This window comes from Paenibacillus sp. RC67, from assembly GCF_030020805.1.
Lineage (GTDB): Bacteria > Bacillota > Bacilli > Paenibacillales > NBRC-103111 > Paenibacillus_S.
Map to the genome: position 1 here is coordinate 4,918,505 of NZ_CP125098.1, position 14,079 is coordinate 4,932,583.

The following is a 14,079-nucleotide window of genomic DNA, read 5'->3' on the forward strand; positions in this document are numbered from 1 at the left end:
CACCTCCTTTCCACTCAGCTATTAGTCAAGCGGGTTGCCACGGCCATCACGACGAACACCCTTTATCGGTTCTAACGATGCAACGTTACCTGTCGTAATGCAAGGAGGCGCACTATGAGGTGCAACCCAACGCGCGGCATTTTCAATTACTCTTAATACATCCTTGTTATAATAAGTCGGATATTCCTCATGCCCCGGACGGAAGTAGAACACCCGACCTTTGCCTCTGGTATACACATTGCCGCTGCGCATAACTTCCCCGCCCTCAAACCAGCTCATGAAAATCAGCTCGTCAGGCTCAGGAATATTCGATGGCTCACCATACATTTCTTCATGAGGAAGCTCGATATATTCGCCGATTCCGTTCACGATTGGATGTCCTGGCTTCAGAACCCAGAGACGCTCCTTCTCATGGGCCTCCCGCCATTTCCCACCGCCGCCTGTTCCCATAAGCCTTTTAAATAGCTTGGAACCGGAAGCCGAATGCAGGAAGATAGCCCCCATTCCTGAAATCACTCTCTCGTAGAGCTTGTCGACCAATACATCTGGTACTTCATTGTCTTTCATGTGCGACCACCAGATCAGCACATCCGTCTGTTCAATGACCTCATCCGGCAAACCGTGATCAGGATCGTATAAAGTGCCCGTCGTTATTTGCAATCCATGCTGCTGCGTCAGATGCTTCCCGAGTGCCTGATGAATTCCTTCCGGATAAATCTCTTTTACAATGGCAAGATGCTGCTCGTGATAAAATTCATTCCAGATCGTTACGCGAATATTCGCTGCCATGCCGATGGCTCCCCTCTCATTCCCGGGTACGGAGGCTCCTTGAATGAAGCAGCCTCCCGCAGCCGGATTCATTGGATTGGACAATAGTCCATATTGCCATTGTTCTTAATAAGCGTGGTAATACCCTGTATCCAGCCGTACGACCTTGCCTGTCTTGGACGATTCCACTGCTGCTCCGACCATAGAGAAGCTTATCAGGTTATCCGTGATATGAGTTGCCGGCTTGCGGCCTTCCCGGACCGCCTGCACGAACTCATTCACCGTATAGGCCACATTGCTGTATTCCTGCGTTGGAAGCTCTAGAGGGCGACTTTCTCCATCCTCCGTGATGTGATATGCTATGCCATCTATAAATTCAAGGGCTCCGAGTTTGCCAACGATACGGAAGTTCCCCGTCCATGTAGTATCTTTGCCCTTATTGCCGCTGCTGGCAAAGTAATTGACATGCGTCCCTCCTGCAAATTGTAGAATGACGGATGCCGATACATTGCCCCCTCTCTCGTTCCAGGAAGGACTGAAGCTGTTTGCGAACAGCGACACCGGCTGCGCATTCAGTAAATACCGCATCAGATCGAAATGGTGGATGCTGAGCTCGGTAAGCAGCGGTTCTTCACGATGCTTCCTCCATTCAGATTGAGGGCCACGATTTCTGGAACCATCACGGTTGAATTGCCACTCCACCACCTCGGCAGCACCGATAAGTCCTGATTCCAGAGCTGTACGAATCGCCTTCATCTCAGGTGTCCAGCGATAATTTTGATTCACGGAGACCACCAACTCGTACGATTCTGAGATCTCCAGCAGCTGTATCGCCTCTCTGTAGGTGGAGGCCATCGGCTTCTCCACAATGACATGCATACCCGCTTCAAGCGCGTCACGAGTCAAACGATGACGCGTCGGAGGAGGAGTAATAAGCAGTGCGAGGTCTGCCCTTACCTCTCGGAAAGCCTCTTCATGGGACAAGTACGCCGGCACCTTCACATCACCCAGTACCTTGAGCGCTTCGTCCAGATTTGCTTGCTGTACATCAGCAATAGCAACAATCTCTATCGATTTGACCGATTTTATATTTTCTAACCAGTACTTCCCGAAACCGCCCACACCGACCTGAATCACTCTCATCCTATTCACATCTCATTCCTCCCTAATAGTGATATATTTTACTTATCTCAGAGCTGTAGCTCCCGACTCTTCCTATGCTTCTCCCTGGATGCTTTGATTCGCATTTCGCTTTCGGTCAGATGGAAGCAGGAACCCGATCACTCCGAACAAAGGCATGAAAGAACACGCGATAATGATAGTGGTCAAGCTCGTGAGGTCAATTAAGGCTCCGACCACGACAGTTCCTATGGCGCCCATTCCGAAAGCGAGTCCTGTAATGAGGCCGGAGACCATGCCTACTTTACCGGGAACAAGCTCCTGCACATAAACAACCGTTACTGAAAAGCTGCTATGAGTGATGACTCCCAAAATAATAAGCAGCGGAAAAATCCACATCGGGTCCACATGCGGCATAAGCATAGCAAAAGGAGCATCACCCAATACCGATAAAAGCATTACGTTCTTTCTCCCGATACGATCGGATAGCGGTCCACCCAGAAATGTGCCTACAATACCAGCTCCCGCATAGGCGAAAATATACATTTGCGCTTCTGGAATGGTCATATGGAAATGTTCCATAAGATAGAAAACGAAGTATGTACCGACACTCGAGCCAAACAACGATCTTGCGAACGAAATCATAATGATGATGATGATAGCGCCAATAACTTGTTTCTGCAGCAGCTGTTCTTCCTCTGATGCCACTCCTTTGTTGGATGCACGCACTTGCTGCATTCGGTCTCTATACCATCCAGCTACCCACCCTTGAAGAGCTACGCCAAGAGCCGCTACCAATGTAAACCAGACGGCGCCGAACTGACCGAAAGGATAAAAGATGAAGGCCGTCATCAGAGGAGCCATAGCGCTCCCAGCATTTCCTCCGACTTGAAAAATCGATTGCGCAAGTCCCCTCCTCGATCCTGAAGTCAGATAAACGATACGTGCACCTTCGGGATGAAATACTGCCGAAGCTGTTCCTACGATAATAACGGAGAGAAGAACCGTTATATAGCCGGGAGCGAAGGCTAGCCCTAACATCCCGAGAAGAGACAACGCCATTCCCGCCGGTAAAATGTAAGGCGTAGGACGTCTATCCGCAAACGCCCCAATGAAAGGCTGAATGATGGAAGAGGAGAAGTACAGAATGAACGTTATAATACCAAGCTGCGTATACGACAAATGGAGCGACTCCCGCAGAATCGGGTAGGAAGCTGGGATAACAGCTTGAAGGGCATCATTGATAAGATGGGCGATACTGATAGCAAACAAGATGGGATAAACCGTCGATCTCGCCTTCCCTGCTGCTTCAGTTGACATAATCTCATTCTCCTTCCAGCTGGAAAACGAGTAGCCTAATCAAGGCGGTTACCGCGACCGTCCCTGACAAAGCCGTTAATCGGCTCAATGGAATGGACATTCCCGATTGTAATAACCGGAGAAGCAATCTGCGGCTTCGTCCAGCGCACCCCGTTCTCGATTATTTGGAGCACGTTAGCATTATAATAGGTCGGATACTCTTCATGACCCGGACGAAAATAAAACATCCTTCCTTTCCCTCTCGTATACGTTATACCGCTTCGGAATACTTCTCCTCCCTCAAACCAGCTGGCTAATATCAGCTCATCCGGTTCTGGAATATCCCAATGCTCGCCGTACATTTCTTCTTCATTCAGTTCGATGTATTCGCCTATGCCATCTACGATCGGGTGACCAGGCTTCATCACCCACAGCCGTTCCTTCTCATGCGCCTCGCGCCACTTATGTCCTCCTGCTGCCCCTAGCAACCGCTTGAACAGCTTGGAGCCGGAAGCCGAGTGTAGAAAAATCGTCCCCATACCTGCAAGCACCCGCTTATAAAGCTTATCGACTAGAGCATCAGGCACCAGATCATTTCTGAGATGGGACCACCAGATCAGTACGTCCGTATTCTCAATCACATCATCCGTCAAGCCGTGCTCCGGATCGTACAAAGTAGCTGTTCGAACATCCATATCCTGCTGCTTCTCGAGATGGGCCGCAATTACCCGGTGAATTCCCTCCGGATAAACCGCCTTAATATTATCCTGGTGCTGTTCGTGCCAAAACTCATTCCATACAGTAACCCGTATTTTACTATCCATCTGACTGGCTCCTTTCGTACCCCTTTATGATCTCATTAGGCATCGTCATTGCTTACAAAATCATTGTAATCAATGGCTAGCCGCATTTACATACGACGATCCAACGAAAAATGTATCGATTTCACACTTCTGTCCAAATTCCAGCTTCGCCTCTTCTTTCGCCAACGAGTGATGTAGCAGATGCTGTGAATGACCATGGCCAGGCTAACGCCCAGAGGGCTCTGTGATTCCATGGCATAATGCGTCACTCCGTTTCTTGGCAAGACAAACACCTTCGGGACATTGCAAGCAATAATCACGAAGGTGTAACTATTGGCTAAACGGGGATTAACCCTCGTATACTTTAGATCTGCGCAGGTATGGATGATAGGTCGGATCCAAGATCAGACGCTGTTCTGGCGTCAATCGTTCCAGCAGCTCGGGAGTACGGTCGTAATTACGCCATGCAATCATCAGAGGTGAATATTTGTATAAGAACGATCTTCGCTCTTGAGTTCCCTGCCATGGGAAGGTACCATGCGTGAGCGCCTCTGTGAAGATTAATAGACTCCCTGCTTTCTGAGGCACATGAACGGTAGGACCGATTTCTTCGTAATATCGGTATTCCTCCGGTAAGGCAAAATTCGCTTTATGACTGCCGCTGATGCAGCAGAAGCCACCGTCGTCCGGACCAATATCGGAAAGTGCGAAGGAGTAAACCGTCAAGCCGCTGAATATGTTGCCATCCTGAACATGATAAAATTGTCCAGGGTCGAACGGGTTATTGCCTCCGTGAAGCTGCAACTGCTTATCTCCTTTACGGTGAATGATTGCATATTCATGATCTAGACGGTAATGCTGGCCGAACATCGCATTCAAATAAGGCTTTGTTTTCGGATGATCGATCAAGTTGCGAAAGCCCGGCTCATCCCACATAAAGAAATCACGGATGGGTTCACCTACGGCCTGCTTCTCGTCTATAGCCCTATTCATCGCAGTTAATTCCTCTTGACTTAACACATCTTCCACCAATAGATAACCTTGAACATCAAACAAATATTTCTCCTTCTCGTTCATGCAATTCCCTCCATCGATTCATTTTTTATGAAAGTGAATGGCGTTAATGTACTTCTTTTAACGCCTTGTTAAGCGTTTGGAGCTGGCGAATGAACAGCTCCTCTATTAATCCCTGATGCGAAATAGGTACATCCCACGTTACAGTCCCTTCATGCTCGTTAACATGCTTCGTATAACCGATTACGAACTCATCAGGAAGCTCCGGCTCTCCATGCCCCCAATCCTGACCTAGAAAACTAAGGATATGGTATTGAACTCCTTCGAGCCAGCGACCGTCGCATACCGGGAACGACCTTATCACTTCGCCCCCTAGATAATCTTCATACTCCGTGCGGTGAGAGATCACCGGTACAATGACTCCCGGATTGAAGGCTACGATGCTGTCCGGATTGCCTGCCTTCAAAGCCGTTGCAAAGCTTTGGAAATTCGGTTCATCCGGATGACGGTACATTTCATCTGCGAAGTAGCAGCCATCGAGCCACCACCCACTTACCTTGTCGCCCCAACGTAAGGACCATTCCTTAATGACAGCCTCCCACTTCTTCTGGAATTCCGCCAACCGCTTGCCAGTACGCTGCCGATTATGCCTTAGGCCTGGACCTGTGTACCCATTCTCCCATTCCAGCTTCTCCATGGCGATGGGATCACCGTTTGGCGCTCCGCTTGGCAAATAAACGAGCAGCTTAATCTGCTTGGGAGCTAATGCCTCATAGAGATCGCTAACCAGATCCCGTCTGGAGCATTTGCTCGGGTGCAGTCCCACGAGACTGTCATATGCAGCATTTGGTGCGCAGTAATGTCCCGTATTTTGCCCGAGAGTGAGGAAGAAGTAACGGGCTCCAATACTTTCCAACTGAGCCGCCAAGCCTTCCACATCGAATGCGTCTACGCGTTCGTTCCATTCCTCCGCCGTCAATTGGCAACCTTCCCGATTATGCGGCGGGGTAGGTAGATAATGACAAAACACGCCCCACTTGGCATCCTTAAACCAATCGACATTTCGCTTAGTTTCCATCTTCCTATCCTCCCTGTCCTTAGGTAGCCAGCAAGCCGCTACAGTGGATACCGTTTACTAAATGTCCAGCCCCTGACGAAGTGCCTTAAGCTGCCGGATGAACGGTTCTTCGATTAGTCCCTGATGCGAGATCGGCACATCCCAAGTCACAACACCTTCGTTTCGATTTACGTGCTTCGTATAACCGATAACGAGTTCATCCGGAAAGCGGGGGCTACCGTCCCCCCAGGTTGAACCAAGATAACCTAACGTGTGATATTGTGCTCCATCCACCCATCGGCTGTGACGCATAGGAAATACTTTAGAGATTTCGCCGGCTGTATAATCCTCAAAGCTTGTATGAGACTCTACAGGCACAACAACGCCCGGGTTAAAAGCGACAATGCTGTCTTGATTTCCTGACTTCAACGCAGCCGCGAAGCTTTGGAAGTTGGGCTCATCCGTATGGCGGTACATTTCATCAGCGAAGTAGCACCCGTCAATCCACCACCCGCTGACCCTGCTTCCCCAACGCTGCGACCACTCTGTAATAACGGCCTCCCACTTCCGCTGAAACTCAGCAAGCCGCTTCCCTTTCCGTCTCTGTTCTAGCTTGCGCTGCTGTATAGCTTTACGGGTGCCTTGTTCTGTCGTAACGACAACGAGACGGCTGGCTTCGGGAGCTTTGCGAGGTTTGCCCCAATCCTCTTCATAGCCCCACTCCCACTCCAGCTTCTCCATCGCAACAGGATCGGACGCAGGCGCCCCGCTCGGAAGATAAACAAGCAGCTTGATTCCTTTGTCGGTAAGTGCATCGGCCAGATCACTAATGAGATCCCTACGCGAGCATTTGCTCGGATGGATGCCGACGATGGAATCATAGGTAGCGTTCGGCGAGCAGTAGTGCCCTGTATTTTGACCGATCGTCATGAGGAAGTATCCGGCACCGACCGCCTCCAATTGGGAGACAAGCCCCTCTACATCGAAGCAATCGACGCGATCATTCCATTCCTCGCTTGTCAGATGGCGTCCTTCCTGATTATTCGGCGGGGTCGGCAAGTAATGGCAGCATACGCCCCATTTGGCATCCTTAAACCATTCCACCTGTTTTTTCGTTTCCATGCATTCACCCTTCCCATCTGATTGATACATTATTTTTTCTTCATTTTCTCGTATTCCTTCTGTGCTTCTTCCATTACCTTGGAACCGCCAGATTTATTCCACTCATCCACAAAATCATTGAACTGGGAGATTGGACGTTTTCCTGTAACAAAGTCGATAAAATTTTTGATTGTCAGTTGATCCAATCTATCTTTGTTTTCATAATAAATGGGCAGCTCAACAGGACTCATCACATCATATTCCCCTTTAGCCACACTCTCAGCTTGCTTGCGAATCGGCATTAATTTGCTCTTCGTCATGTACGGTGCCTGCAGATCATAATCGTTGAAGGACGTCCCATATTGATCACCAATCCCGAACTTAATGCGCTCCTCTTCTTTATCAAAAGGAGGAATATATTCAAAATCGCCGTCAGCGTTGATCTTGTATGTCTTCCCCTTTTCTCCGTAAACGAGCTTTTCATAAAATTCAGGGTTAAACGACCGTTCCTCCCATAGCTGAATATAGCGAATCATTTTGTCCGGATCCTTAGCCATCTGCACACCAAACTGTACGCCGGAGCTTGGAATAGGATTGCGCTGCGTGATACCAAGCTTTCCAGTAGGTCCTTTGGGTCCTGATATCGTCGTCCATTTCGCGTTAGGATTCTTCTCCTTCGTCTTCTCGTAAAATATTCCGGAGTTAAAAGCATCTCTCGGGATAAATTTGTACCAAGCATCCTGCACCATCCCGATTTTCTCTGAAATGACTTTATCCTCCACGTTCTTCTGCTTGTTAAGGACAAACTCGGGATCGATAAGATCCTCCTTGTACCATTTGTTCAAGAGGGTCAGCGCCTCCTTGGCTCCTGGCTCCACCTCACCCCTGACAAGCTTGCCTCCCCGGTCGACGAAAGCTCCGGGATATACATCAAAGGCTCCGAATATCGGTGAGAATAAATTCTCAATGGCTTCGCTTTTCACTGTCCAGCCATACGTATCTTTCTTACCGTTCCCGTCGGGATCGTCGTTTCTAAATTTCCGGAGCATGACCTCCAGGTCGTCCAGGGTCTCAGGTGCTTTCGAAATGCCGACCTTCTCCAGCCAATCCTGACGAATTCCGAGAACCTGCCAAGTTGGTCCCAAGCTCCAGACGATCGGCAGCGAATAGTTTTTGCCGTTTCTGCGCGTATAAACGAATGGATCGTTGCCCAAGTATTTTTTCAGCCAAGCCATGTATTTTGGAGCGTATTTATCCAGCAGCTCTTGGGGAATTTCGGCTACAGCTCCCTGATCTACCAACTTGTTGTACGATGTAAAAGGCATATCCGCCCAAGTTTCCGGTATTTCACCAGAGGCTATTTTAAGCAAAATGGCATCTTTGCGAGCATTCGCATCGTTTGGAATCGGTAAAATATCAATATCCACGTTGAATTTCTCTTTGATCTGGTTGTTGGCGTACCCATTCGGAGTCACCTTATCGTAATTAGCACTCAAAAAAGTAAGCTTCATTCTCTTATTGGTCGTACCTGCATCAGTGGAGGGTACTGTTGGCTGACTTTCAGATGAATTGCAGCCCACTAGCGCCGTAAGCAAAATGGCAGAACTTAGCGAGGCGGCCACACTTTTCTTTTTCATATCCAAGCCTCCTTATAAGCTAACCTTTCACTGCACCGATCATGATCCCTTTGACAAAATATTTTTGAACGAACGGATAGATGAGCAGCATCGGAATGACAGACATCATTATCATGGTCGCTTGAAGCTGTCTACCTGAGAAAGCGCCCGACTGGTCCGTCCGATACAGCATCGCATTCAATTCATCCATATTGTTGTCGACAATAATTTTACGGAGCACGACCTGCAGTACTTGCTTGTGTGGATCTGATATGTAGATCAAGCTGTCGAACCAGGCGTTCCAGTGTCCCACTGCCACCCACAAAGCCACCGTAGCCAAAACCGGCTTGGATAACGGAAGCACAATTTTCCAGAAGATCAGAAAGTATCCAGCCCCGTCGACCTTCGCCGATTCTTCCAATCCCTCAGGGATCGACTTGAAGAAGTTCCGCATGATAAGGACATTGAAAGCACTAATAACGCCAGGCAATACGAGCGCCCACATGGAGTTGTACAAGCCTAGTTTCTTGATCAAAATATAGTTAGGGATCAAACCGCCTTTGAAAAGCATCGTGAAGATAATGAACGCCGTAAGCAGCGAGTTGAACGGCAGCCCCTTTTTCGATAGTGGGTAGGCGAACATGGAGGTTAATATGAGACTGAGCACTACCCCGACAAAGGCCCGCAATCCAGAATTGGCGAACCCGGTCCAGAGCGATTCATATTTCATCGCCATCACATAACTGTCAAAGGTTATACGTGACGGCCAGAGCTGAACTCCTGTGTTGAAGGCCGCACTGCCTGGACTTAAGGAAATAACCACCTGATTCCAGAATGGAAACAGCGTGATAACCATCATTAGAAGAACGATCGCATATAGGAACGCATCAACCAGCTTCCCGTTTACCGATTTCTTCGGTTGAGCGCTGTTCACCATAACGTATGCTCCCTTCCCCCCATCATGCGGACGACCTTGTTTACCGTTACAATGAGAATTAAAGCAACAACTGACTTGAACAGCCCCACTGCGGTCGAGTAGCTGTAATTGGCATCGATCAGGCCTTTTCGGTATACATAAGTGTCTATAATATCCGACACGTCGTACACTTTTGCGCTGTACATGTTGAAGATTTGATCGAAGCCTGCATCCAGCACATGGGCCATCCGCAATACCAGCAGAATACAGATCGTTGGAAGCAGCATCGGAAAGGTCACGTATATCATCTTCTGAACGCGGCTTGCTCCGTCGATTACTGCCGCATCATACAGCTCCTGCGAGATTCCGGCTATGGCAGCAAAATAAATGATCGACTCCCAGCCAAAGCTTTGGAATATATCCGTAACGACCAGAATGCTGCGAAAGTATCGCTCGTCTGCCAAGAATAGAATCGGCTGTGCACTCATCAGCTTCAGAATACTGTTAACGACTCCGTCAAGGGAGAAAATGCTGATGAAGATACCGGACAGCACGACCCATGAGATAAAATGTGGAAGGTAAGATACGGTTTGCGCTACCTTTTTGAAATGCACATGGCGAATTTCATTCAGTAACAAGGCAAATAGAATCGGTACCGGAAAACCAAAGATTAGCTTATAGAAGCTGATAAGTAATGAATTTCTGAGTACGATGTAGAAATATGGGTCCGAGAACGCTTTATGGAAATGCTTCATCCCGACCCAAGGACTTGCACTGATGCCTCCAAGAATTTTGAAATCCTTAAATGCGATCACAGCTCCAAGCATCGGTATGTAATGGAAGATGATAAAATATAACAGACCGGGGACCAACATTAACAGCAGTGCTTTATGGGCTTTGATTTGTTTATATCGAAAAGATCGAAGCTTGACGACTTCACGAACCGGTTCGCTGAGTTCCACTGCGCTTTTCATCGGACACCTCCTTGGGCGGGTAATAAATCCGAAGCCTTAACCTCCTTCCTATTTGACTACGCTTACATTTCATGCTTTAACTATACTAGACTTTGACTTGGATTAAATTATCAGATTCTTTAGAAAAGAATCACAATTTTACGTTCCGTACCTCGTGTGGCAAAATAATACGCATTCGGGTTCCTTCTCCTCGTTGCTTTCTGCTGAAACCCCGTACAAATCACCGAATGATAGTCGAATACGATCATGTACGTTCTTTAAACCGTAGCCTTTGGCTGCAGTACTGAACAATGAAGCTATCTGCTCCTTACTCATACCCGGTCCGTTATCTTCCACTATAAACTCGATGTTGTCTTCCTTCAGAGCCCCTGTAACGATAAGCAGTCCCCGCCCTTCCGGCTTCTGATCGATCCCATGCTCTATTGCATTCTCAACAATCGGCTGAAGAATAAAGTTCAACGTATGGCAGCGATACAGCGCCTCGTCAATCCTATAGTTCACATCAAAACTTTCATCATGCATAATTAGTTGGATTTCCAAATAAGCCATCATATTATTCAATTCACTACGGACTGAAGTCACCGACTCTCCCTTATTCAGCGCCGTACGATAAAACTTGGACAACGTCGTCACGATATGACTAATATCCGTCGCACCAAGGTGAAGCGCCTTCCAATTAATGATCGATAAGCTGTTATACAGAAAATGGGGATTAATTTGCGTCTGCAGTACCTTTAGCTCCGCCTCCTTCTGAAGCAGTCGGTTATGGTATACCTCGTTAATCAGCTCCTTGATTTTGCGAAGCATATCGTCGAACCGGACGGCCAGTTCGCCTATCTCATCCTTTGTGCCTTTTGGAATAACGATATCCCAATTGCCGTCTCCCACTGACCTCATCGTACGATTTAAGACGAGAATTTGCTTCAGCAGCGTATTGGAGAACAGCCCGATCAGAATCATCAGGACAATAAGACACAGCATAATAATAACGATCGTTGCACCGACAATTTGAATAAGACCTGGAGACATTTGTGCCACCGGAGCGTAATAGTAAAGCGTCCAATTAGGTTGTTCCATCCTGCTCTTGATGACAAAATGATCTACTCCGTTTAAGGAGATAATCCCCTCGGGTATTCCAGAGGCTTCTGCGTCCTTCAGACTTAACTGCGCGCCGGATTCAGTTGTTTTGGAAAAAATAACGCGATGGTCCGAATCGGTTATAACGATCCCGTACTCATTTAAATCAGGTGGGTTAATGTCCTGAAAAACGTCGGCATATCGCAATTTGATGCATAACAGAACATATTTACCGTTTGTGAAAAAAAGGGGGAATTTGCGGGTAAGCAGCAGCTCTCCCTGCTCGTAGTACCATCCTGGGGAATATGTATTCTTGTTGGAGCTTTTGTACCATGAAGTATCCTTAACTCTATCGTAGGATTGGATGTAATCGCCGTATTCAGGAAGATCGTTCTGAGAATATACGGTAAGTTGGGCAATCTCCTTATCGATGGTCAAAATCATTTTGAAAAAAGGGTCCAAATCGTGCCTTAAATCGTACGCCAAATTGTCCAGATCCTCATACTGATTTGCGAAAATACGCTGAATGCCCGAGTTGAACACGATCAAATTGGTTAAATTGTTATACTTGCCAATTTTGTAATTAAATTTATCAGCCATGACTCCAGCCGTATCCTTCATCCCCTGCATCGCTTGACGATGAAGATATTGGTTGGATTGGTGGTAAGAATAGACTCCCAAAGCGATAATCGGGATGAACGTGAGAACGATATATGTAAGCACCAGCTTTTGCTTCAGCCGCAAATTGAGGAAATAGTGCAGCAATCGGTTCATGGACTCTCCTCCCTGTATTGGGCTGGAGACACGCCGACATAGTTTTTAAACAGCGCACCGAAATAGGACGGACTCACATATCCCACTTCATGACCGATATCCACGATCTTCATATTCGAGCAGCGTAAATAATGCTTCGCCTTTTCCAGACGATATTGAGTCACATATTTTACCAGGCTGCATCCCGTCTCTTTCTTGAATAAATAGCTCAAATAGCTGGGGGTTAAATAGACCCTCTCCGCGACCTGCTCAAGGCTGATATCGGTCTGGTATTCCCCATGAATAATGTCCAGGACCTGGGCAATCGGTTTCCGTCCGGGCTTTAAATGAATGCTATCGTCTGGAGAACTCCCTTCTAAGCTCTCATCCAAAAACTGTAGTAATAATCCTTTCAGCTCAGTAAGATGGTGGCAGAAGTAAATGTCCTGCGCCATATCCTGAACGGACTTCTTTGCATAGCCTTGCAGGTGAATTACCATGTGTTTAACTAATAGCGTACAGATATGTTTTACGTAAATGGTCGAGAACGAGCTGCTCCCTTCCAAAATATGAAATAAACGTTCCAGCTCCTCACGTCCGAGTTGAACATTCTTGTGCTCAATAGCTGACTGAACCCGTTCCACCACCGCATCTATGGAATCGGTTGGACCATGGAGGCTCGACACTGATGAATCCGAGAACACAATAAAGGGAGCATCCGTGAAGAATTTCGACTCAAGAAGCTTTTCCATCCTGCTCCATTCCGAATGAAAGGTCTCCTCGGAACTCAACCTGCCGCTGAACACCATATAGAAGTCAGCTTGATAGCGGCGCTTCATTTCTGACTGCACTCGTTCTCCCATAAGGCTGTGCTCTTTAGAGCTTGTCCCTTCGTATAGTATATTCTGGAATAGCAAGAGGCTCTGGTACTCATTCAAATTGATATAATTAACGGGCTGCCCCAATATTTCTCCCAGTGTTCGTTCCATATCATCCAAGCAGGTATCAAAAAACTTAGTTCGGCTCTCCATTACCATCATCTGCTTATAAGGAAACACATTCCAGTAGCGTTTCCGGCTTATTGACGTCGTTCCTCCGTGGAGCAATTCTAGAAGCTGCTGCCTTCTGCGTTCTTCACAACGTTGAACCTCCTCTTCCATAACATGGAGGAATTCTTCTATTTCCACAGGCTTTAAAATATAATTAGCCACTTGCAGCTGCATGGCCCTCTTAGCATATTCGAATTCTCCATAAGCAGATAAAAGCAAAATTTGCAGCGAAGGGTCCAACCTTCTCGCTTCGGAGGCCAGCTGCATACCATCCATAAAAGGCATCTTAATATCGGTTAGCAAAAGATCGATTGGATTATTTTGCATATATTGAAGCGCTTTCAATCCATTCTCAGCTTCAGCCGTTAAAAAAGGAAGCTTGTACTTCCGGATTAACAGCTTGATGCCTTCCCTCTCAATCTTCTCATCGTCCACAATAAGAATATTGTACATAGAGCCCTCCCGGAAAATGAAGAATTACACTGTTATCATTATATGCAGTTTAATTGTCGATGTCTGTAAAATCGTGTTTC

12 protein-coding genes are annotated in these 14,079 nt (G+C 47.3%); all 12 read right to left on the reverse strand.

The genetic code is table 11. The features are described from left to right. Window positions 1–21: 21 nt before the first annotated feature. The 12 genes from QMA13_RS22550 to QMA13_RS22605 all read right to left on the reverse strand — a co-directional run bounded on the left by QMA13_RS22550 (window position 22) and on the right by QMA13_RS22605 (window position 13,999). Window positions 22–789: a ThuA domain-containing protein gene (locus QMA13_RS22550; RefSeq protein WP_282943510.1), complete on the reverse strand. Its 768-nt coding sequence runs from the start codon at window positions 787–789 to the stop codon at window positions 22–24. A 105-nt stretch (window positions 790–894) separates the two neighbouring features. Then, window positions 895–1,911, reverse strand: a complete 1,017-nt coding sequence (locus QMA13_RS22555) for a Gfo/Idh/MocA family protein (protein ID WP_282943512.1) — start codon at window positions 1,909–1,911, stop codon at window positions 895–897. A gap of 72 nt (window positions 1,912–1,983) precedes the next feature. Further along, a complete protein-coding gene (locus QMA13_RS22560; protein ID WP_282935988.1) occupies window positions 1,984–3,207 on the reverse strand; it encodes an MFS transporter in 1,224 nt (407 codons plus the stop codon). Window positions 3,208–3,242: 35 nt separating this feature from the next. Continuing rightward, window positions 3,243–4,010, reverse strand: a complete 768-nt coding sequence (locus QMA13_RS22565; protein WP_282935989.1) for a ThuA domain-containing protein — start codon at window positions 4,008–4,010, stop codon at window positions 3,243–3,245. A 327-nt stretch (window positions 4,011–4,337) separates the two neighbouring features. Continuing rightward, the gene (locus QMA13_RS22570) at window positions 4,338–5,066 is read right to left on the reverse strand and encodes a phytanoyl-CoA dioxygenase family protein (RefSeq protein ID WP_282935990.1); all 729 of its coding nucleotides are present in this window, start codon (window positions 5,064–5,066) and stop codon (window positions 4,338–4,340) included. 43 nt (window positions 5,067–5,109) lie between these two features. Then, window positions 5,110–6,081, reverse strand: a complete 972-nt coding sequence (locus QMA13_RS22575) for a hypothetical protein (protein WP_282935991.1) — start codon at window positions 6,079–6,081, stop codon at window positions 5,110–5,112. A gap of 57 nt (window positions 6,082–6,138) precedes the next feature. Continuing rightward, window positions 6,139–7,182 (reverse strand): alpha-amylase family protein, encoded by a 1,044-nt coding sequence (locus tag QMA13_RS22580; RefSeq protein WP_282935992.1) that lies wholly within the window; start codon window positions 7,180–7,182, stop codon window positions 6,139–6,141. A 29-nt stretch (window positions 7,183–7,211) separates the two neighbouring features. Then, window positions 7,212–8,798: a type 2 periplasmic-binding domain-containing protein gene (locus QMA13_RS22585; RefSeq protein WP_282935993.1), complete on the reverse strand. Its 1,587-nt coding sequence runs from the start codon at window positions 8,796–8,798 to the stop codon at window positions 7,212–7,214. A gap of 19 nt (window positions 8,799–8,817) precedes the next feature. Next, window positions 8,818–9,714, reverse strand: a complete 897-nt coding sequence (locus tag QMA13_RS22590; protein WP_282935994.1) for a carbohydrate ABC transporter permease — start codon at window positions 9,712–9,714, stop codon at window positions 8,818–8,820. Beyond that, window positions 9,708–10,667 (reverse strand): ABC transporter permease, encoded by a 960-nt coding sequence (locus QMA13_RS22595; protein ID WP_282935995.1) that lies wholly within the window; start codon window positions 10,665–10,667, stop codon window positions 9,708–9,710. The genes QMA13_RS22590 and QMA13_RS22595 overlap by 7 nt, the downstream gene beginning before the upstream one ends. Window positions 10,668–10,805: 138 nt before the next feature. Next, on the reverse strand, window positions 10,806–12,518 hold the full coding sequence (locus QMA13_RS22600; RefSeq protein WP_282935996.1) for a sensor histidine kinase: 1,713 nt from the start codon (window positions 12,516–12,518) through the stop codon (window positions 10,806–10,808). Then, window positions 12,515–13,999, reverse strand: coding sequence for a response regulator (locus QMA13_RS22605; RefSeq protein ID WP_282935997.1), 1,485 nt, complete (start codon window positions 13,997–13,999; stop codon window positions 12,515–12,517). The genes QMA13_RS22600 and QMA13_RS22605 overlap by 4 nt, the downstream gene beginning before the upstream one ends. Between the last annotated feature and the right edge of the window lie 80 nt (window positions 14,000–14,079).

Coding starts and splice junctions, on each gene's coding strand:
- QMA13_RS22550 (WP_282943510.1), bottom strand. CDS start 789: ATGGCAGCGAATATTCGCGTAACGATCTGGAATGAATTTTATCACGAG.
- QMA13_RS22555 (WP_282943512.1), bottom strand. CDS start 1,911: ATGAGAGTGATTCAGGTCGGTGTGGGCGGTTTCGGGAAGTACTGGTTA.
- QMA13_RS22605 (WP_282935997.1), bottom strand. CDS start 13,999: ATGTACAATATTCTTATTGTGGACGATGAGAAGATTGAGAGGGAAGGC.
- QMA13_RS22590 (WP_282935994.1), bottom strand. CDS start 9,714: ATGGTGAACAGCGCTCAACCGAAGAAATCGGTAAACGGGAAGCTGGTT.
- QMA13_RS22580 (WP_282935992.1), bottom strand. CDS start 7,182: ATGGAAACGAAAAAACAGGTGGAATGGTTTAAGGATGCCAAATGGGGC.
- QMA13_RS22560 (WP_282935988.1), bottom strand. CDS start 3,207: ATGTCAACTGAAGCAGCAGGGAAGGCGAGATCGACGGTTTATCCCATC.
- QMA13_RS22570 (WP_282935990.1), bottom strand. CDS start 5,066: ATGAACGAGAAGGAGAAATATTTGTTTGATGTTCAAGGTTATCTATTG.
- QMA13_RS22600 (WP_282935996.1), bottom strand. CDS start 12,518: ATGAACCGATTGCTGCACTATTTCCTCAATTTGCGGCTGAAGCAAAAG.
- QMA13_RS22565 (WP_282935989.1), bottom strand. CDS start 4,010: ATGGATAGTAAAATACGGGTTACTGTATGGAATGAGTTTTGGCACGAA.
- QMA13_RS22575 (WP_282935991.1), bottom strand. CDS start 6,081: ATGGAAACTAAGCGAAATGTCGATTGGTTTAAGGATGCCAAGTGGGGC.
- QMA13_RS22595 (WP_282935995.1), bottom strand. CDS start 10,667: ATGAAAAGCGCAGTGGAACTCAGCGAACCGGTTCGTGAAGTCGTCAAG.
- QMA13_RS22585 (WP_282935993.1), bottom strand. CDS start 8,798: ATGAAAAAGAAAAGTGTGGCCGCCTCGCTAAGTTCTGCCATTTTGCTT.